Raw genomic sequence first — 20,897 nt, forward strand, 5'->3', positions numbered from 1 at the left:
TGGAGATCCACCGTTCATCGAGCTCTCTCACAGCAGGGCGCGCAACACCGGCTGGAGGGCGCGGTGGAAGGTCGGGTACGCGAAGTGCATCTCCGCCAGCGTCGCGATCGGGACCTGCGCGTGGATCACGGCAACGAGGGCGGATAACACCTCGCCACCCATGCTGCCGACGACGGTCCCGCCGATCAGCACACCCCGCTCCACGTCGGCCACGAGTTTGACCGGGCCGCTCTCGCCGGCGATCCAGCCGCGCGTGCCCAGGTCGCCGGTCGCCGTCCTGACGTCGACGCCGCGTTCGCGGGCCGCCGCCTCGGTGAGGCCGACGGAGCCGACCTCGGGCGCGGTGAAGGTGACACGGCCGACGGCCCGGTAGTCCGCCCAAGGGCCGGCGGCACCGGTCAAGTCGCGGATGACGAGGTCGGCCTGGTACATCGACATGTGCGTGAAGGCGCCCTTGCCGGTGATGTCGCCGATGGCCCAGACGCCGTCGGCGACGCGCATCCGCTCGTCGGGGTCCAGGACGCGGGCCTGCGGGTCCAGCCCGACGTGCTCCAGGCCGAGATCGCTCAGATTGTTGCGTCGGCCGGCGGCGACCAGCAGGCGTTCCGCGATGACCACGTCATCGTCGAGGTGGATGCTGAAGCGGTCGCCGTCGTGCTCGACGCGTTCGGCTCGCGCCGACGTACGCACGGTGATGCGGTCGGCGGCGAAGGCCGCCGCGACCACGGCGGACGCCTCGGGCTCCTCCACGGCGAGCAGCCGATCGGAGGCCTCGATCACCGTCACCTCGACTCCGAAGGCGGCCAGGGCCTGGGCGAGTTCGCTGCCGATCGCGCCGCCGCCGAGAACGGCCAGGGAGGCGGGCAGTTCGGTGAGCCGGACGACGTCCCTGTTGGTCCAGTACGGGGTGCCGGCCAGGCCCGGGATCGGCGGCGCGGACGGCGAGGTGCCGGTGTTGAGCACGATGCCGCGCCGGGCCGTGTAGGACGTCGTCGACCCGTCGGCCGCGGTGACGGTGACCGTACGGGGCCCGGTGATACGGCCACGGCCGCGCGCGAAGACGGCCCCGGCGGCGACCAGCCGGTCGACGGCGACCTGGTCGTTCCAGTCGTCGGTGGCCTCGTCGCGGATGCGGTCGGCGACCGGTCTCCAGTCGGGGTGGACGCTCGCCGTCTTGGCGTGCCGGGCCGTGCGGAGCTTGTCGGCCGCGGCGATCATCATCTTGCTGGGAACGCACCCGAAGTACGGGCATTCGCCACCCACTAAGCGCTCGTCCACGCCGACGACCGACAGACCGGCCTTGGCCAGGCTCCCGGCCACGTGCTCGCCGCCGGGGCCCAAGCCGATCACTACGACATCGCACTCCATGACCTTGTCCCTTTCCTGTGGGTCCGTCTTGTCCTATGACCATGCAGTACCTCCCCGTCGCGTCGCACCCGTGTTCGCCCCTGGGCCGTAGGCCAGGGCTCGTCCCTGGTGCGACGGGAGCGCCGCCCGGACGAAGCTGAGGGCGTTCATGAAGGAGGAAGACATGATCACCACCAAGACCATCGCCGTGGACGGGCTCACCGTCCGCTACGCCGAGACTGAGCCGGGCGGTCCCCACGCGCTGCTCCTCAGCCCATGGCCTGAGAGCCTGTACGCCTTCGAGCCGATGTGGGAGGAACTGGCGGGCGGCGTCCACCTGGTCGCCGTCGACCTGCCCGGGTTCGGCCGTTCGCAGGGTCGCCCGGACGTCCTTACCCCACGCGCCACCGGCGCCTTCATGCTCCGGCTCATGGACGCCCTCGGGCTCGACCAGACTCACGTCGTCGGGCCGGACGTGGGCACCAGCGCCTCGCTGTTCGCGGCGGCCAGCCGGCCCGAGCGCTTCCACAGCCTCGTCATCGGCGGCGGAGCCGCCTCCGCAAGCCTGGAGATCGGCGAACCGCTCGCCGCCTGGGTCCGTGACCCCGACCTGACCTGGTACGAGCGCAACGCCCCCGAGATCATGCGAATGACCCTGGACAACATCTACCCGGCCACGCCGCTGCCCGAGCACGTGCGCGAGGACTACACCGCCTCCTACGCCGGGCTCCGCTTCGCCGAATCGATGCAGTACGTCCGCACCTACCCGACCGAGCTCGACGCCCTCGAACCGCTGCTCCCGGCCATCCGCACCCCGGTCCGGATCATCGCCCCCTCGAAGGACCCGGTCGTCCCGCGCGCCCACGGCGAGTTTCTCGCCACCCGGCTGCCCAACAGCACGCTCGACGTCGTCGACGCCGGGCACTTCGCCTGGGAGGAAGCCCCGAAGGCCTACGCCTCCCTCGTCCTGGACTGGTGGGACCGCCACCAGCCCACGGAAACCGGAAGGTGAACATCATGAAGCAGACGGACCTCAAGGTCGAAGCCGTCGTCATCCCCGTATCCGACGTCGACCGTTCCAAGAAGTTCTACCAGGACCTGGGCTGGCGGCTGGACGCCGACTTCGCCTTCGACAACGGCTTCCGCGTCGTCCAGGTCACCCCGCCGGGATCGCCCGCCTCCATCCAGTTCGGCACTCTGATCACCGGCCAGAAGCCCGGCACCGCCGAAGGCGTCTACCTGGTCGTCTCCGACATCGCCGCCGCCCGCGAACAGCTCGTGGCCCTCGGCGCCGACGTCAGCGAGGTCTTCCACCCGGACGCGCCCGGCGCCCAGTTCGGCCAGGTCCCCGGCGGCCAGGCCGACGGACCGGCGCCAGAGCAGGCCAGCTACGGCTCCTTCGCGACCTTCCACGATCTGGACGGCAACGCCTACCTGATCCAGGAAGTCACCACCCGCCTGCCCGGACGGATGGAGGGCGACGCCACCACCTACACGACGGAGCATGACCTGGCCGGCGCGCTCGGGAGGGCCGCGACCGCACACGGCGAGCATGAGGCGCGCAACGGCGGCGCCTTCGACGAGAACTGGCCGGACTGGTACGCGGCCTACCTCGTCGCCGAGCAGCACGGCGGCCCGCTGCCTCGATGAGGACAGGCCCATGCCAGCCGGGCGAAATGATCCCTAGACTCGGGGTGTGGCAGCAGCGCCGATCCTTCACGGACGCCGAACCGAACGCGAACAGCTGGATCAGGCGCTGCGCCGGGTCAGACAGGGCCAGAGCGCCGCGCTGGTCCTGCGCGGCGAGGCGGGCACGGGCAAGACCACGCTGCTGCACCACCTCGAAAGCCAGGCCGACCACTGCAGGATCGTCCGGCTCACCGGCGTCGAGTCCGAGCTTGAGCTGCCATTCGCCGCACTCCACCAGCTCTGCGCCCCGATGCTCGCCGCCTCCTCCACCCTTCCGGAGCCGCAGCGGCAGGCGCTGAAGGTGACCTTCGGATACGCGGCCGGAGCAGTCCCCGACCGGATGGTTCTCGGTCTCGCGGTGCTGGGGCTGCTCGCCGAGGCGGCCACCGAGCAGCCGCTCGTCTGCCTCGTCGACGACGCCCAGTGGCTCGACGCCGCCTCCAGGCAGGTGCTCGGCTTCGTCGCCAGGCGACTGCTCGGCGAGGCGGTGCTTCTGGTCTTCGCCGTCAGAGAGCCGAACCAGGACACGCTGCTGGCCGGGCTGCCTTCCCTGACCGTGGACGGCCTGGCTGAAGCCGACGCGCGTGAGCTACTGGCCGCGGCCACTCCTGGACGGCTGGACAGCCGCGTGCTCGACCGCATCGTGGCCGAGACCCGCGGCAACCCCCTGGCCCTGCTGGAACTGTCCCGCAGCGGCCGGGCAGAACTCCTCGGCGGCTTCGCCCTCCCGGCCACCGGCGCCGACGCCCTCCAGGACCGCTACGAGCGCCGCATCCATGCGCTGCCGGAACCGGCCCGCCTCCTGCTCCTGCTCGCCGCCGCCGACCCGACCGGCGACGCCACCCTGCTCTGGCGCGTCGCCCACGAACTCGGCCTCGGACCACACGCGGTGGCCCCGGCGCAGGAGGCTCAGCTCGTCGAGATCGGAAGCGGCGTCCTGTTCCGGCACCCGCTGATCCGCTCGGCCGCCTACGCCGCCGGCACCGCAGGGGAACGACGGGCCGCGCACCAGGCGCTCGCCGCCGCCCTGGACCGTGAGACCGACCGGCAGCGACGGCTGTGGCACTTGGCGGCGGCGGCTGAAGCCCCCGACGACCCGCTCGCCACCGACCTCGCCGAAGCCGCGCAGGACGCCCGCACTCGCGGCGGGATGGCCGCCGCAGCTGCCCTGCTGCGCTGCGCGGCAGAACTCACCACCGCCCCCTGGCTCCAGGTCGAGCGCACGCTGGCCGCCGCACAGGCCAGCCTTGACGCGGGAGCCTTCTCCGCCGCGCTCGGCCTGCTCGCCCGAGCCGAAGGCCTGCCCGCCGACGACCTGCAAAGCGCCAGGATCGACCTGATCCGCGGCCGCACCGACCGAGCCGCCCATTCCGGCAGGCAAGCGCCCGCCGTACTGCTTCGGGCCGCCAGGCGGCTCGAACCCCTGGACGCCCGGCTCGCCCGGCGCACCTACCTCGACGCGTGGAGCGCGGCCCTCGTCGCGGGTGGCCTCGCCCACCCCGGCAGCGACCTGGCCGCCGTCTGCGCCGCCGCCCGCCAGGCGCCGCCTGGAGCCGAGAGCGCGGCCGATCACTTGCTGGACGGCCTGGCGGCCCTCATCACCGACGGGCCTTCGGCGAGTCGTCCGCCGTTGCGCGAAGCGGTCATGGGCTTCCTCGACCACGACGTACCGGCCACCCTGTGGCTGGACTGCGGCGTGCTGGTCGCCAACGCGGCCCTGACGCTCTGGGACTACGAGCGCTGGGAGGCGGCCAACGCCCGGCACATCGAACTCGCCCGCGCCGACGGCGCGCTCGCGCCGCTCGCCAACGCGCTCAACGTACGGCGGGTCATCGCGCTGTGGCGCGGCGACCTGCGGCAGGCCCGGGAGCTGGGCTTGGAGGAGTCGACCGTCAAGCACGTCACCGGCACGCGCCGGGCTTCCTACGGTGAGTTGTTCCTGCTCGCCTACCAGGGGCACGCGGACCAGGCACTGCCGCTCATCGTGGAGGCGGCCAGAGAGGCCACCGAACGCGGTGAAGGGCTCGGTCTCTACTTCACCGACCGGGCCACCGCTCTGCTGCACCTGGGACTCGGGCACTACGCCGAGGCGATGGCCGCCGCCGTACGAGCCGCGAGCGGCAACCTCGGCCCCTTCACCGCCCAAGCCCTTCCCGACCTGGTCGAAGCCGCCGCGCGCAGCGGCGAGGCCGCGCTCGCGCACACCGCGCTCGCCCGCCTCACGGCCTTCACGGAGAACGCCGACCAGAACTGGGCGCGTGGCCTGGAGGTCCGTTCACGAGCCCTCGTCAGCCACGCGGACGAGGCCGACCGGTACTACGCCGAGGCCGTCGAACGGCTCAGCCGTACCCGGCTCTCCTTCGAGCTGGCCAGGACACAGCTGCTGTACGGCGAGTGGCTGCGCCGCGAGCGCCGCCGCATCGACGCCCGCCACCACCTGAAGCCGGCGTTCGAGGCGTTCGTCGACATGCGCGCCGACGGCTTCGCCGAACGCGCCCGCCACGAACTCCTGGCCACCGGCGAGAAGGTCCGCAAACGCACCGCCGACACCGTGGACGACCTGACACCGCAGGAGGAGCACATCGCCCGCCTCGCCCAGGACGGCCGTACGAACGCGGAGATCGGCGCCGAGCTCTATCTCAGCGCCCGCACCGTCGAGTGGCACCTGCGCAAGGTTTTCGCCAAACTGGGCGTCACCTCCCGCAAGGAGCTTCGCGACACCCCGATCCACCCGCCCAGACGCTGACACAGTGACCAGCCCAGAGCCGCACCCCAACCGCTCGGAGGAACTGGGTGTGGAGGCCGGCACAGACTCTATGTTCGGCGGTCTCGCACCCCTGGACGGCCCAGATCCGCGGCCAGTGTGCGGCGGACCCGGCGCAGTCCATCCGGCGAGCTGGAGGTCAGGCAACTGCGCCTGACCTCCGCATGCGCTTGCCAAGCAGGAGTCGGCGACCTGGACGACCTCGCGCCGACCCGGCCGGACCGGCACGCAGACCTTCCAGAAGATCGTCACATTGCGCTCCAGGACGGCCCGGACGCCGATGGGCGGCGGCCGCGGGCCCGCGTTCTTCGCTCATGGCAGGGGTCTTCCATCGAGCCTGGCCGAGGCCTCGCCGAACACCGCCTGGTCGGTCTGGGCGAGGAAGTCGCCGGGAAAGCCGAGGGTGAAGTCGGTGGCCGCCTCCAGGCGTCGTACGGCGTGGTCGGGCAGGGTGAGGTCCAGGGCGCCGAGGGTGTCTTGGAGTTGCGCTGCGCTTCTGGCGCCCAGGATCGGGTGCACGGCGGCTGATCGCGCCCGGGTCCAGGCGATGGCCACCTGCGCGGAGGTGGCGCCGATCTCGTCTGCGACCTCTCGCACCGCCTGGGCGACGGCGTGCTCGCGGGCTCCGAGGGAGCGCGGGCTGACCCGGGTGCCGGCTTGCGGCCCGCCGGCGGAGGTGAACTTGCCCGACAGGACGCCGTGGGCAAGCGGTCCCCAGGCGGCGACCGTCAGGTCGAGCGTCTGGGCCATGGGCAGCAGTTCGCGTTCGATGTCCCGGTTGAGCAGGCTGTAAGGAGCCTGCAGGGCCGCGAACGGGGTCCAGCCGCGCCACTCGGCCAGGGTGTTGGCCTGCGCGATAACCCAGGCAGGCGCGTCGGACATGCCGATATGGAGGATCTTCCCGGCGCGGACGGCGTCGTCCAGCGCCCGCATGGTCTCCTGGATCGGGGTGTGCCGGTCCCACAGATGGACCCAGTACAGGTCGAGATAGTCGTTACGCAGCCGCCGCAGGCTGGCTTCCAGGGACAGGGTGAGGTTCTTGCGGTGACTGCCCGCGGCGTTGGGATCACTGCCGTCGCGTGAGACGGTGTACTTGCTGGCCAGGACGAACCGGTCGCGGCGGCCGGTCAGCAGTTCGCCGAGGATGGTCTCGCTGCGCCCGCCCGAGTAGAAGTTCGCGGTGTCGATGAGGTTGCCGCCGGCCTCGCCGTACAGGTCCAGGATGCGGCGGGCCTCCTGGGGCGAGGCGCCGAGCTCTTCCTCGCCGAAGGTCATCGCGCCGAGGAAGACCTCCGAGACCCGCAGTCCGGTACGGCCAAGCAGCCGGTATCGCATGCTCATGCGCCCACCGCCTTTTCCTGGCGCAGCGGCTGCAGCGCTCGGGACCAGGCGATGACCTCGTCGAGCAACTCGTTCAGGGTCGGCTCCTGGTGCGGGCCGGGGGCGATGGTGCCGGGCTCGGCCGCATCGGTGATCTCGAAATCAGTGAAGGCCGACAGCGCGACCTGGGTGCGCACGTTGGCGACCTGGAGTTCGGTCATGATCTGCCGCAGATGTTCCACGGCGCGCACGCCGCCGTGGACGCCGTGGCTGACGAACCCGGCGGCCTTGTTGTTCCACTCGGCGAACAGGAAGTCGATGGCGTTCTTCAGCGCGGCCGGGGCCGAGTGGTTGTACTCGGGGGTGACGAACACGAACCCGTCGAAGGAGGCGATGGTCTCGGCCCACCGGTTGGTGTGCGGATGGTGGTAGTCGCCGAACAGGGCGGGCAGCGGCTCATCCAGTAGCGACAGGCCGTATTCGGCCAGGTCGACGACCTCGAAGGCGGCCTCTCCCGCGGTGACGGCGGGGCGATGGGCGGCGACATCGGCGACCCAGCGGGCCGCTACGGCGGTCCGGCGGCGCGGACGGGTGCTGCCGATGACAATGGCGATCTTGATCATGCGTGGGTCTCCTCACAAGGTGCCGCCTGGATGCGACGTCAGGTAAAGTACAACGTGCATGGCAAAAAGTAAAACGATCAATGCAAAATTGTTGGAGGGCCCCAGATGACCACGGACGACAGCACGACACCCCGCCCTCGCCGAGGGCCGACCGGCAAGCGGCAGGCGATCCTGGACGGAGCCCTGACGGTGTTCGCCCGCGACGGCTACACCCGTTCCAGCGTGGACGCGATCTCGTCCGAAGCGGGGGTGTCGACCCGGACCATTTACAACCACTTCACCGACAAAGCCGAGCTGTTCGGCGTCGTGATTCAGGAAAGCGCCAAACAGGCCGCCGACATCCAGATCGCGATCATCGACCGCCACCTGCGCAAGGTCACCGACGTGGAGAGCGACCTCATCGAGTTCGGGCGGGACTGGGTGACACCGAGGCCCGACAGCGCCGCCCATTTCTCCCTGGTCAGACAGATCAACGCCGAAGCGGACCACATCCCTCAGGAAGCCATCGACACCTGGCAGGAGACCGGACCACGGCGGGTCCGCCGCGAACTGGCCGCCCACCTGCGGCAGTTGGCAAACCAAGGGATGCTCCGCATCGACGACCCCGACCGCGCGGCGCTACACCTGCTCCTGCTGATCTCAGCCGGGTTGCCGGCGCCGCACACCACCCTGTCCGCCGAGAAGATCACCGAGACGGTCACCGCGGGCGTCCATGCCTTCCTGCACGGTCACCTGTAACACAGCAGCACGCCCGGACACGAGTGACACCTGACGCAGATGGCGCGAAGACAGTGTGCAGCCGCTGACGCGAGCTGAAGAGGGCCCCTTGAGCAGAACTCCGAGCCGGGATCGGGGTCCTCTGGCTGCCGACCTCAGACTCCACGTCCCAAGGCTTGGTCGTTGTCGGCCAGCATCTCGGCCAGGTCGTCGCGGGCCCGCATCCGGGCGGTGTGCGTCAGGCACGCCAGCAACGCCACCGGCCTTCGGGGAGGATCGGACCGAATTCTGGCGCCATGCCACAAGGGTGTCGCAGCATCTGAGCGAGTAGTCCGCGTTAGCGGCTATCGCGGAACCAAGATTCCGACGCCGTGGACACCACCACCGCAGGCGGTTGACCCCCGGCAAGACACGCGGAGAGCTCGGTGCCTGGAAACATACATGCCTGGTTAGGCGGGTGGGTCAGGGAAACGGACTGATCGCAAGACCAGCACCGCGCCCTGCCCCGACCCGACTGAGCTCCGAACAGCGTTGATCTAGCTGTGACTTGCCTGGTCGATGTCGGATCGGCCGGCCGGGCGATGCGGCTCTTCGGTCGGTCCCGGCCGCCGCCCGCCAGAAAGCGCACACGATCCTCCAGCAGCCGCCGGTCCTCGGCGGTCACCTCGGTGCCTCTGGAGTCCCTAGAAGCGGTAGTGCTGGATGGCGGTGCCCTTGCGCGAGATGGAGGTGCTCCAGGCGGTCAGGAAGCTGGCCAGGCGGGTCGTCCACGGGTAGTCGGCGACTTCGGGCTCGCGGCCCAGCAGGATCTCGCGCACCAGCTTCAGGCGGGATTCCAGGCGCTCGATGTCCTGCGGGGTGTCGAAGCCGGGAGATCTCAGGAAGGGGACGACGGACTGGGTGCCGGCGTACTTCTTGGCCGCCCAGACGTGGAACCTCGTGTAGCCGTTGAAGCAGATCTCGCCTGCGGGGAAGTGGCGGATGAGGCGGTCGAGGAGCGTGGCCAGTTCCTCCTTGGACAGGAACCCGATCAGGCCGTCGGCAACGATCACGGCGGGGCGGTCGGCGGGGATATCGCTGAGCCATCGGGGGTCGTTGAGGTCGGAGCCGATGGTGTGGAGGTGGGGGCGCTCGGGGAGTAGTAGTTGCCTGGTCTTGGCCACGCCGGGCAGGTCGACGTCGTACCACTCGACGGTGGCGGGCGGGTCGACGCGGTAGACGCGGGTGTCGAGTCCGGCGCCCAGGTCGAGCCCGACGGCGTCGGGATTTTTGGCGATGAACTGGCGCACGATGTTGTCCATGACCAGGGAGCGGTGCGCGATGCCCACGACGGGGCTGGCGGAGAGCTTGAACTGCCCGGCGTCGTAGTCGAGCTTCCTGACGATGTCGTATGCGGTCTTGTCGTGCAGGATCGAGTGTTTGGCCTGGTAGTCGAGCGCCTTGCCGGCCAGGGTCAGCCAGAGCGTGTTCTCCAGCGGCGTGAGGTCGGGGAGGGTGATGGCCATCGTGTCAGTCCCTTTTCTGTGGTGACTCGTCCAGCGCGGTCCGGGCTGCCTTCAGCGCGGTGTCGTTGGTGAACAGCCCGTGGGTGTAGAGCTCCAGCGTGGGCAGGGCGAGGCGGCGCAGCAGGTCGGGGCCGAACCGCTCGTAGCCCAGCGCCCGTGCCAGGGGTGGCGGCATGGTCAGCGTGGCCACGCTGTTGAGCACGGTCAGCACCGCCAGCGCCCGCACGTCCGAGGACGGTCGCATCGAGCCGTCGGCGATACCGGCCCGCAGGATCTCCTCGGACTCCGCCACCAGCGTGTCGACGAACGTGGCCGCGGCGGGGGTGTCCTCCTCGATCGCGCGCAGCATGTACTGCACCTGGAGGCGGTATTCCTCCGGGTTGGACAGGTATTCGCGAAAGAGGTCCTGCATGCCGCTCGGGCGGGCGTTGTCGGCCCGCTGGATCAAGATGCGCAGAACGTGGTCGTCACAGGCGCTCCGGAGCTTTTCCTTGCTGCCGAAGTGATGGATGACCAGGCCGGGGCTCACTCCCGCGGTCGCGGCGATGGCACGCACGTTGGCCTTCTGGAAGCCGTCCCGGGCGAAGTGTGCGATGGCCGCGTTGCGGATCTTGGCCTGGGCGGTCAGGTCCGACGATGCTGAACACATGTTTAGTAGCTTAAACGTATGTTTAACGGCTGGCAAGTGGAGAGCGGTACCCAACGAGCGCCGCGCGGATGCGGCTTGGCGTGATGTTCCGTTCCGAACCCACCTGGACGAGAACGACGCCGCGATCCTCCGCGCCAGGCTGATCTCGTTCTCAGAAATGAGGAGTTCTGACAAACCCCGCCCGCCTCCCCGACGATGTCCGGTTTGTCCCTGGCCGTCGTTCTCATAACCTCTCGCAAAACCGTGTTCTCACAACACGGCTCGCGGTGGGTTTTGCGACATGAGTGATCTTGCCGATCCGGCTGCCGCGGTCGAGGCCTTCGACTGTCCCATGTGCCAGGCGCCAGCGGGCAGCGCCTGCCGGACGCGGGGTGGGAAGGTCGCGCCGAAGTACCACACACCGCGGTTCATGCTGGTGCCGCAGCTGCGGGCCGAGTTGGAGGTGCGCACGCCCGCCGATCGTGGCCCGGGCCAGGCGTGGGTGGTGGGCCCGGCGCGCGAGGCGGCCGTCGCCGATGCCGGGGCCAGGCCGCCCCGGGTCGGCTATGCCCGGTGCTCCACTGAGCAGCAGGAGCTGCAGAGCCAGCTGGACGCCCTGGAAGCGGCGGGTTGCGAGCCGATCTTCTCGGAGAAGATCAGCACCCGGGTCAAGGTGCGGCCGGAATTCACCAAGGCGCTGGGCTTCGCCCGCACGATCAAGTCTGCGGTCCCGCATCAGCGGGTGATCTTCACGGTGCATGAGATGAAGCGCCTGGGGCGTGGCGCGGCCGAGCTGCTGACCATCGCCGAGGAACAGCGCCGGGCCGATATCCAGCTGGAGTTGCTGACCGGTCCGCTGCAGGGGGTCTATGACCCGTCCGGGCACGGGGCCGCGCTGTTCGCGTTCTTCGCCGGGATGGCAGAATCCGAGCGCGAGTACATCCGGGAAAAGTCGCTGGAGGGCCAGGCCTCCGCGCGTGAGCGCGGCCGCCACGGCGGACGTGCCAAGGTGTTCGACGACGACATGGCGGCCTACGCCCGAAGCCTGCGCGCCCGGGGCATGCCGGTTCCGGTGATGTCGGCGAGGGTGACCGCGGCGCCGGACTCGGCGAAGGCGCGGGCGGCTCGATCAAGGCCGTGTGAAGCTTGTCCATCGTGGGCGTAGGGTGGCCCGATGCCCGGATCCTTGCGTGCGGCCGTGCTGGCAGTAGTGTCGATCCTCCTCTGCGGCTGCTCGGCCACGCCGGCGGCGGTCCCACCGTCCCCGACCGCCCTGGCAAGGCCGACATCCACCCCCATCTGTGACGGCCAGCTGCCGCCCACGGGGCCGGAGAAGACCGCCTACACCGATCACATCGATGACTGGCAGCTCGCCAAGGCCGTCAAGGACGGGTTTCCCGACGACCTGGCGGTCAAGCGGGACGGGACGGTATGGGTGGTCGGCACGGCCGAGGTGCCGGTAAAGCCCCATCTGGACAAGGAGCAGGGGTGCCTGATCACGACCGACACCGAGCGCCGGGGGAAGGTGTGGCGGTACGACGCGGGTACGTGGCATGTGGTCGCTCCGCCGCGGAGGTGCTCGGACCACCTGTCCAAGGTCGACGTGACCGAGGACGGCAGCCTGTGGGTGTACGGCAAGCGACTGGAGAAGGATGACCAGGTGTCCTGCGTGGCTCGATGGAACGGCAGCGGATGGGAGGCGCGGACTGTCCGAACGGAGGACCCGGCGGAGGAGACCAGGGCGCTGACCGTCAGCGGCACCGATCCGTGGTTCATCGACTCCCGGGGGAGAACCGTTCGGCTGACCAAGGGGAAGCTCTCCGCTCACACACCGGTGGCGGAGGCTGACGTGCTCGCGCGAGGGCAGGGAGGCGCGCTCTGGGCGGCGGGAGTCCAGGGTGCACATCGCATCCAGCTCGCACGATGGGATCGCGGGCGGTGGCAGCGCGTTCCCGACCTGGCGCTGCCACATCCGAAGGGGGAGCCGAGGGCCTGGCTCGCCTGCGACAGCATGGTCGCGACCGGGCCTGATGACGTCTGGGTGGCCGCCTCCTGGACCTGGTACGCGAGCGACGAGTCGGAGCCCGGGCGGCAGGTCCTGGCCCATTGGAACGGCTCGGCCTGGTCATGGCACATGGGCAAGGTGGCACTGCCGGACAGAGAGGCCGACCTCGCCCCGGATGGGCAGGGTGGCGTCTGGCTCACCTCCCTCGACGACACCGCCCTCGAACACGTCACCGGCCGGCGTCACGAGCCGATCAAGCTACCCGATACGGAGGAGGATTTCGGGCTGGGCATGCGGCTGTCCCAGCGTCCCGGCACCCACGAGGTCTGGGTGCTGAGCCAGGGGAACCTCTGGGTCACTCGAAGGGACGCCGGCTAGCGAACGGCCTACTTGGCGGCCGAGGTTGCCCAGCGCCTGACCTTCGCCGTGCCGGTCGTCCAGCTCCGGGCGGCGTTCAGCGCGATGCCCGTGACAGTGAGCATGTCGCCGAGGTGTCGACGCCAGGCCCCATACACCTGGAAGCACTCCACCAGGGTGTGATGACGGCGCGGAGACGACCAGTCTGGTGGGCGTGTGGCGGCGACCAGGTCTGAGGCGTTCAGTGTCGAACCAAGCCGGCGCGGCAGCGCGGTCGACGAACACCTCGGGCGTCTCCTGGCCGGGAAGCGCCCGTAGCCAAGCGGGAGCCGCGTACGCCGCGGGTAGTACGCGAAAAGCCGGTCCAGCACCACCTCCCGCCCATCGTCAAGGGGTCCCGGTAGCAATGGAGCAGAATCCAACGGTGTTGCTGCTGACCTGCGGGAACTCCTTGAGAAACACCATCGCGGGACGGCTGCCCCGGAGCCCGTCGATGCAGGCCAGGCGCATATCTGTTGGATCTTCCGCTCAGCGGGGCACGTGCTGACCACGGGCTTGTCAGCAGCCCTCCAGGACTCTCCCCGCCGGAGTAGGTGCGTCCTGCACCCCGGCCCATGCCGTAGGCGTTCTGCGGCACGAACTTGACCGGGTCGGGCAGATGGAGGGCCCCGTGTTCGGGGTGAGACAGCAGGGGCCCAGTGGTGGTTGTCGGGCAGGTCGCCCTTGCCGTCATGCGGGGCGGTGGTCGCGATCGCGTACACCTCGCCGCCCAGGAGTCGGCCAGGACGGAATGCGGCCACCCTCGTCGCGGCGGCCGAGCCCAATGGGGGTGGCCGCCAGGTAAGACAGACGTGACATTTCATGCGGGCGGCGCTTCAATGGCTCGATTATGGACGATGCCGAAATGGCGGTGGAGCGGGTGGTCTCGCCCGTCCTCGTCGGCCGGGACGCGGAGCTGCGGCGGCTGCGGGCGGCGGTGCGGCGTCCCCCGGCCGTCGTCATGATCGAGGGCGAAGCCGGCATCGGCAAGACGCGGCTGGTCAGCGAACTGGCTGCCGAGCTGCGTGACCGGCCGCCGCCCGTCGCCGAGCCGCCTGATCGGCCGCCGCTCGTCGGTGGGTGCCCGCAGATTCGGGAGCCGTTCCCGCTCGGGCCCGTCATCGAGGCGTTGCGCGGCGCGGCCGGGAGGTTGCCCGAGGGCGGCCTGTCGCCGGTGACCGGCGCGCTGCGCCCGCTGCTGCCCGAGCTCGCCGCCGTCCTCCCGGCCGAGCCCGGCCCGCTGGACGACCCCGCCGGGCTGCGGCATCGCGTGTTCCGCGGGCTCGCGGAGCTGCTCGCCGCGCTCGGCCGGGCCGTCCTGGTGCTGGAGGATCTGCACTGGGCCGACGAGCAGACGGTCGAGTTCCTCGGCTACCTGCTCGCCGACCCGCCGCACGGGCTCGTCCTCGTGCTCACGTTCCGCGGTGAGGAGGCTGGTCCCGGGCTGCGGGCGCTCACCGCGCGGTTACGTCCTGAGCTCGCCCATGCCCACCTCGTGCTGGCCCCGCTGGACGCCGCCCGGACGAACGAGCTGACGGCCTCGATCCTGGGCACCGCGCAGGTGTCGGACGAGTTCGCCGCCTACCTGTGCGAGCGTACGTCGGGCCTGCCGTACGCCATCCAGGAGCTGGTCGCGCTGCTGCGGGCCCGCGGCGTCCTGGTCCAGCGCGGTACCAGGTGGGCGCGCAAGACGCTCGACGAGCTGGGCGTACCGGCCGGGGTGCGCGACTCCGTACTGGAACGGGTGCGCGGCCTGAGCGCGAACGCGCAGGCGGTGGCGGAGGCCGCGGCGGTGCTGCGGGTGGCCGTGCCGGTGCCCGATCTCGTGGCCACCTGCCGCGTACCGGAGCAGGACGCCCACGAGGGCCTGGACGAGCTCCTCGACCGCGGCCTGTTCGCCGAGCACGCCGGCACGGCGGGCTTCAGGCACGCGCTGGCCGTCCAGGCGGTGTACGGGAGCATCCCGTTGCCCAGACGCCAGGACCTGCACGTCCGCGCGGCCAAGGCGGTGGCGCGGCAGAATCCCACGCCGCTCGGCCAGATCGCCCACCACCACCGTCACGCCGGTCAGCACGACGCGTGGGTGGACGCCGCGGAGGAGGCCGCCGACCGGGCCGTGGCCCTCGCCAACGACGCGGAGGCCGAACGCCTGCTGGAGGCGGTCCTGCGGCACGCGCCCCTCGCCCCGGAACGCGAGGGCAGGCTGGCGGCGAAACTGGGCTGGGCAGGCGGTTACGCGCTGGGCGCCGACGAGCTCATCGGCCTGCTGCGCGCCGCCGCCGCCCGCCAACCGCCCGGACCGGTGCGCGGCGAGCTGAACTACCTCATCGGGCTGAAGCTGGAGGCCGGGGGCGCCGCGCCGGAGCTCATCCGCGGGGCCATGATCGAGGCGGTCGCCGATCTCGCCGACCGCCCGGTGCTGGCCGCGTACGCGATGGTGGGCCTGGGCCTGCCGAGAACGCCCGGTGTCCCGCTCGCCGAGCACCTGCGCTGGCTCGACCTGGCGCTCGAACGGCTGCCCGTGATCGCGGAGCCCGAGCGGCGCATCTCCGTGCTCGGCAAGGTCGCCATGGTGCTGACCCTCGTCGGCGACCCGCGCGGGGCGAGCCTGACCGGGCAGGTCGTGGCGCGGACCGGCGGCCGCCCGACGAACCGGTGGGAGGTGGTGGCCTACGACTCGATCGGCGAGGTCGCCTGCCTGGCCGGACATCACGACACCGCGTACCGCCTGCTGCACGCCGCGCTGGCCGAGGCGGCCGAGCACGACGTCACCGGCCTGATCGAGTCCAGGTGCCGGTTGAACCTGGCGACTCTGGCGTACTGCCGGGGTTCCTGGGACGGCGTGGCGGACGAGCTCGAAGCGTTGCGGGTGCGTTTCGCCGACCTGCCCAGTTTCCGCCTCACCGCGGACACCGTGTCCGGCTGCCTGGCCCTCGCGCGCGGGCGGGCCGACGCCGCGCGGCTCGACGACCTGGTGCGCGCGAACCTGGAGACGGGCGCGGCCGACGTGCTCGCGCTGCCGGTGAGCGCGCTGCTGCGGCTGGCCGTCGCACAGGACCGGGCCGGGGAGGCCGTGGCGCGTACCGGCGAGGCGTTCTCGTTGTGGGCGGCCAAGGGGTTGTGGCCGGTGGGTGTTCGGGCGGTTCCCGCGCTGGTCGAAGCCCTGGTGGGGCTCGGCAGGGTCGAGGAGGCCGGGGAGCTGGTGTCACGTCTCGAAGGCGAGCTCGCCGCGCTGGACGCGCCGCTCGCGCGGGCGGCGCTCGGCCATGCGCGGGGCTTCCTGTCCGCCGACGCCGTGCGCTTCATGGACGCGGCGGCGTCGTACGAACGGCTGGGGGCGCCGTACGAGGCGGCGCAGGCGCGCGAGCACGCGGCCGGGCTGCTGCTCACCGCCGGTGACGAGCGGGGGGCGTCGATGCTGGAGGCCGCCCTGCACGCGTACGGCGGGCTCGGCGCCGCCTGGGACCTCGACCGGGCGGGCCGGCTGAGCAGGCGCTGGGGCCTGCCCGTACCGGCCCGGCATCGCGGCGGCCCGCGCGGTTACGGGTCCGCGCTCTCCCCCAGGGAGGACGCGGTGGCCAGGCTGGCCGCCACCGGCCTGACCAACAAGGAGATCGCCAAGGAGCTGTTCCTGTCGGCCAAGACCGTGGACAAGCACCTGGGGTCGGCCATGCGCAAGCTGGGCCTGCGCTCCCGCGCGGGGCTGGCGCACCGCCTCGACGCCTGACTATTGGGGTGTTTGCCCCATAGGTAGCCATCTGTCGCTCCTGTGACGCTAGGCGCATGCCCGAAGAGCCCGATCCGAAGGACGAGCAGGACACACCCGAGCCCGAGGCCGAACCCGAGGCCGAACTCGAAGAGGGCTGGGTCGACGCATGAGGAGAGAGGCAGAACCCCCGATGCCAACCACCAGCAGGCGGCCGTGGCCGCGCGTGTTAGCGGGCGCGGCCGTCACGGCACTGGCCGCGGGCCTGCTCACCCCGGCGACGGCCCTCGCCGCGCCCGACGAGGGCGACACCGGCGTCGTCACGCTCCCCGGCGCCGCCGGCGGCGAATGGAACCTCACCCTGATCACCGGCGACACTGTCCGCCTCGCCAGGGACGGCGACGGACGCTACACCGCGACCCCCGAGGCCGTCCGCCGCCCCGACGGTCACACCCCGTTGTTCCGCAGCGAGGCCGGCCCGGAGGGGATCTTCGTGATCCCGGACGACGCCCAGCCCGCCCTCGACGCGGGCGTCCTGGACCTCAAGCTGTTCGACGTCCGCTATTTGGCCGAGAACGGCTACGCCGACGGCACGGCCGACCGCCTACCGCTGATCGTCCAGTACCAGGGCACCCAGAAGAGCACCGCCCGCGCCCTGCCCGACAGCACCACCACCCGGTCGCTGCCGAGCATCCACGGCGCCGCGCTCACGGTCGACAAGGCGAAGGCGGACGAGTTCTGGGCCACCCTGCGCGACTCGGCCAATGGCAGGACGAAGCTGGCCGGCGGCGTCGGCAAGGTCTGGCTGGACGCCAAGGTCAAGGCGGACCTGGCCGAGAGCGTGCCGCTGATCGGCGCCCCCGAGGCGTGGAAGGCCGGCTTCGACGGCTCCGGCACGACGGTCGCCGTGCTGGACACCGGCGTCGACGCCACCCACCCCGACCTGGCCGGCCGGATCGCCGACAGCCGCAGCTTCGTCGAGGGCCAGGAGGTGACCGACCACCACGGCCACGGCACCCACGTCGCCGCGACCGTGGGGGGCTCGGGCGCGGGCGCCGACGGCACGCGCAAGGGCGTCGCCCCCGGCGCCAGGCTCGTCATCGGCAAGGTGCTGGGCGACTCGGGCTCGGGCGACACCTCCGACATCATCGCCGGCATGGAGTGGGCCGTCACCGAGGAGAAGGCGAAGATCGTCTCGATGAGCCTCGGCGGCAACCCCACCGACGGCACCGACCCGCTGTCCCAGTCCGTCAACGACCTGAGCGCCTCGACGGGCGCGCTGTTCGTGGTCGCCGCGGGCAACGACGGCCCCGGCAAGGAGACGATCGGCGCGCCCGGCGCCGCCGCGTCCGCGCTGACGGTCGCCGCCACCGACAAGTCCGACCGGCTCGCGAGCTTCTCCAGCCGCGGGCCGAGGGCCGTGGACGGCGCGCTCAAGCCGGACATCGCCGCCCCGGGAGTGGGCATCGTCGCCGCCCGCGCCGCCGGAACCTCGCTGGGCAGCCCGGTCGACACCCTCTACACCAGCCTGAACGGCACCTCGATGGCGACCCCGCACGTCGCGGGCGCGGCCGCGCTGCTGGCCCAGGAACATCCGTCCTGGGACGGCCGGCGGCTCAAGGCGGCGCTGATGTCGACCGCCAAGGACGCCGGATACTCCGCCTACGAGCAGGGCGCCGGCCGCGTCGACGTGGCCAGGGCCGTCTCCCAGGCCGTCGTCTCCACCACGCCGAACCTGGACTACGGCGTCATCCCCGTAGACGTGAACGACACGGTGGACAAGACCGTCACCTACGCCAACGACGGCGCCGCCGAGGTGACGCTGACCCTCGCCGCCACCCTGGGCGAGGCCAAGGACGCGCTGACGTTCAGCGCCCCGTCGGTCACCGTCCCGGCGGGCGGCACCGCGTCCGTCACCGTCACCCTGCGCCCGGACGGCCTGCCCAAGGGCGGCTACACCGGCGCCGTGGTCGCCACAGGCCCGTCCGGTACGCACGTCACGACCCCGGTGGGGCTGCGCCGAGGGCCCAAGAAGGTGCCGCTGACCGTGCACCTCATCGACAGGTACGGCAACCCGCCCTCGCCGGTGGTGACCTGGGTGGACGCCAGCGCGGTCGACGTCCCCGACACCTACGGCGTCAGCTCGGGCGAGTTCGTCAGCGACGGCGTCTACCGCTACATGGTCGAGCCGGGCACCTACAGCGTCCAGGCCGGCGTCCAGCACAACACGACCGACAGCGGGCCCGGCCCGGTCGCCCAGCTGTACGACCCCGAGGTGGTCGTGCCGGAGGGCGGAGCCGAGATCACCCTCGACGCTCGCAAGGCCGTGCTGCTGCGCGTCCAGACGCCCAAGCCGATCGACTGGCGGCACGCCAGAGGCACCCTCTCCTTCGTGCGCACGGCCTGGGACGGCACCTCGCTGTCGTCCGGGAACATGGGCGCCCTCGGCATGAACGACTGGTACATCAGCCCCACCAAGAAGGTCACCAAGGGGAAGCTGCTGTTCTCGGTGCAGGCCACGGCCGCCAACCCGCAACTGGCCGTGCGCGCCGTGTCCCCGCGGAAGTACGCGATCGACGCCAGAACCTATGAGTACTTCGACCGTGGGCTGAGCTTCGACCTCGGCTGGGACATCCCGTTCCCGGCCGGTACCCGCCGCTACGACCTCGCGTACGTCGGCGGCGGCGCGAACCCGAAGGGCGGCCTGCGCGGCAAGCTCGCGCTGATGACGATCGACCCCGAGGACACCTGCGTCATCGAGCTCAAGCGCCTCCAGGCGCTGAAGGCCGCGGGCGCCGCCGGGGTCGTGCTCTTCGCCAACCGCGTGTACCCCGGCTGCTCGATCCCCGCCTGGCCCAGCGGGGACGAAAAGCCGGAACTGCCGGTGATTCAGATCTTCAAGGCCGTCGGCGACCAGCTTCGCGCCCAGCTCGCGAACGGCCCGGTCACGCTGGAGATCACCAGCCACCCGATCATCGACTACACCTACCAGCTCCTGAAGTACGGGGACGGCAGAGTCCCCGACCCCGTCTACCGCTTCACCGACAGCGGCCTGCGGGCCGTGGACACTGCCTACCACACGCCGTTGAGCCTCGACAACCAGATGGAGATCTGGCACAGCCGCAAGCCGCTGGAGCGGGTCACGTTCTCGACGGCCTTCCACTTCGCCGCCCCCTCCAGGCGGATCGAGTACGTCAGCCTGTCCGGCGCGGACACGCTGCGCGAGGGGACCGTCAGCGGCACCGACACGAAGACCTGGGGACTGGAGACGACGATCGAGAAGCCCGGCAGGGAGACCAGGCGCTGGGGCACCGGCCCGGCCACCCCGGGCGGCATGGTGATCCCGCAGGTCCCCGGCGTCGAGGAGAAGGTGTTGTGCGCGATGTGCCGGCGCGGCGACACGTTCCTGCCCGCCTACACCTTCGTGACCGGCGACGGGCGGCTGGCCATGACCGGCGGCAGCGTCAACACCAACGCGAAGCTGTTCAGGGACGGCAAGGAGATCCCGCGCGTCGCCGGCGCCGCGTTCCCGATGTTCACGCTGACCAAGGAGGAGGGCGTCTACCGGCTCGAACAGAGCGGCTCGGGCTCCGTCAACGCCTGGACCTTCCACTCCAGGGCCCGCGACGAGGACACCATCCCGCCCACGACCGCCTGCCACCCGACCATGGGCTCGTCCGGTTCGTGCAACCCGCAGCCGCTGGTGTTCGTCGGCTACGACCTGCGTGACACCCAGGCCCTGGACACCTCCGTACGGGCCGGTGGCCGGCACACGTTCCAGATCGACGTGACCCATTCCCCGTCGGCCGAGCGGATGCCGGCCGTCGCGGGGCTGAAGCTGGCCTACAGCACCGACGATGGCCAGACCTGGAAGGACGCCAAGGTCCGCCGGGTGGGTACCGGCATCTACACCACCACACTCACCTACCCCGCCCTCGCGGACACGAAGGGCGCCGTAACCCTCAAGGCCGAAGCCTGGGACACCGAAGGCAACAAGGTCGAACAGACCACCACCCGCGCCTTCCCCCTGCGCTGACCCCTGGACCCGAATCCGTGCCCGCCACCCACCCAGGGCGGCGGGCACCTGCCTGACCGCCGCCGACACGATCTGTAGTCATACGCCGCAGGACATCGCATCTCGTACCGGAGCGGCGAGTGACGCGGGTGGGGGGTTGGGATGCCGGCGTCGGCCGGTCC

Annotated in this window: 13 protein-coding genes; 8 read left to right on the forward strand and 5 right to left on the reverse strand. The window is 71.1% G+C overall.

Going from position 1 to position 20,897, the window contains the following annotated elements:
• Positions 1-27: 27 nt before the first annotated feature.
• Entirely contained in the window at positions 28-1,350 is a 1,323-nt protein-coding gene (locus ACWCSU_RS26090; protein WP_449938235.1) for a dihydrolipoyl dehydrogenase family protein, read from the reverse strand.
• A 181-nt stretch (positions 1,351-1,531) separates the two neighbouring features.
• Here ACWCSU_RS26090 and ACWCSU_RS26095 point away from each other — a divergent pair, with 181 nt between their 5' ends.
• The 3 genes from ACWCSU_RS26095 to ACWCSU_RS26105 are packed head-to-tail and all read left to right on the forward strand — an operon-like array spanning position 1,532 to position 5,782.
• Complete coding sequence (locus ACWCSU_RS26095; protein WP_449938237.1) at positions 1,532-2,359, forward strand: alpha/beta fold hydrolase; 828 nt, start codon at positions 1,532-1,534, stop codon at positions 2,357-2,359.
• 5 nt (positions 2,360-2,364) lie between these two features.
• A complete protein-coding gene (locus tag ACWCSU_RS26100) occupies positions 2,365-2,997 on the forward strand; it encodes a VOC family protein (protein WP_357705935.1) in 633 nt (210 codons plus the stop codon).
• Positions 2,998-3,043: 46 nt separating this feature from the next.
• Positions 3,044-5,782 carry a BREX system ATP-binding domain-containing protein gene (locus ACWCSU_RS26105; protein WP_449938239.1) on the forward strand — a complete coding sequence of 913 codons (2,739 nt, stop codon included), beginning with the start codon at positions 3,044-3,046 and terminating at the stop codon, positions 5,780-5,782.
• A gap of 330 nt (positions 5,783-6,112) precedes the next feature.
• On the opposite strand, the gene ACWCSU_RS26110 is transcribed toward ACWCSU_RS26105, so the two are convergent.
• Positions 6,113-7,135, reverse strand: coding sequence for an aldo/keto reductase (locus ACWCSU_RS26110; RefSeq protein ID WP_449938391.1), 1,023 nt, complete (start codon positions 7,133-7,135; stop codon positions 6,113-6,115).
• A gap of 2 nt (positions 7,136-7,137) precedes the next feature.
• A complete protein-coding gene (locus ACWCSU_RS26115; RefSeq protein WP_449938241.1) occupies positions 7,138-7,743 on the reverse strand; it encodes an NADPH-dependent FMN reductase in 606 nt (201 codons plus the stop codon).
• 105 nt (positions 7,744-7,848) lie between these two features.
• On the opposite strand from ACWCSU_RS26115, the gene ACWCSU_RS26120 reads away from it, so the two are divergent.
• Positions 7,849-8,481, forward strand: a complete 633-nt coding sequence (locus ACWCSU_RS26120) for a TetR/AcrR family transcriptional regulator (RefSeq protein WP_357705932.1) — start codon at positions 7,849-7,851, stop codon at positions 8,479-8,481.
• A gap of 662 nt (positions 8,482-9,143) precedes the next feature.
• Here the strand turns inward: ACWCSU_RS26120 and ACWCSU_RS26125 are convergent.
• Complete coding sequence (locus ACWCSU_RS26125) at positions 9,144-9,965, reverse strand: class I SAM-dependent methyltransferase (RefSeq protein ID WP_449938244.1); 822 nt, start codon at positions 9,963-9,965, stop codon at positions 9,144-9,146.
• A gap of 4 nt (positions 9,966-9,969) precedes the next feature.
• Positions 9,970-10,614 carry a TetR family transcriptional regulator gene (locus ACWCSU_RS26130; RefSeq protein WP_449938246.1) on the reverse strand — a complete coding sequence of 215 codons (645 nt, stop codon included), beginning with the start codon at positions 10,612-10,614 and terminating at the stop codon, positions 9,970-9,972.
• Positions 10,615-10,894: 280 nt separating this feature from the next.
• Here ACWCSU_RS26130 and ACWCSU_RS26135 point away from each other — a divergent pair, with 280 nt between their 5' ends.
• The 4 genes from ACWCSU_RS26135 (at position 10,895) to ACWCSU_RS26150 (ending at position 20,736) form a co-directional block, all read left to right on the forward strand.
• Positions 10,895-11,758, forward strand: coding sequence for a recombinase family protein (locus ACWCSU_RS26135; RefSeq protein ID WP_449938249.1), 864 nt, complete (start codon positions 10,895-10,897; stop codon positions 11,756-11,758).
• Positions 11,759-11,767: 9 nt separating this feature from the next.
• Positions 11,768-12,976 carry a hypothetical protein gene (locus tag ACWCSU_RS26140; RefSeq protein WP_449938252.1) on the forward strand — a complete coding sequence of 403 codons (1,209 nt, stop codon included), beginning with the start codon at positions 11,768-11,770 and terminating at the stop codon, positions 12,974-12,976.
• Positions 12,977-13,844: 868 nt separating this feature from the next.
• The gene (locus ACWCSU_RS26145; protein ID WP_449938255.1) at positions 13,845-16,721 is read left to right on the forward strand and encodes an ATP-binding protein; all 2,877 of its coding nucleotides are present in this window, start codon (positions 13,845-13,847) and stop codon (positions 16,719-16,721) included.
• A gap of 172 nt (positions 16,722-16,893) precedes the next feature.
• On the forward strand, positions 16,894-20,736 hold the full coding sequence (locus ACWCSU_RS26150) for a S8 family peptidase (RefSeq protein ID WP_449938258.1): 3,843 nt from the start codon (positions 16,894-16,896) through the stop codon (positions 20,734-20,736).
• The last annotated feature ends 161 nt before the right edge of the window (positions 20,737-20,897 follow it).

This window comes from Nonomuraea sp. NPDC001699 (assembly GCF_053596455.1).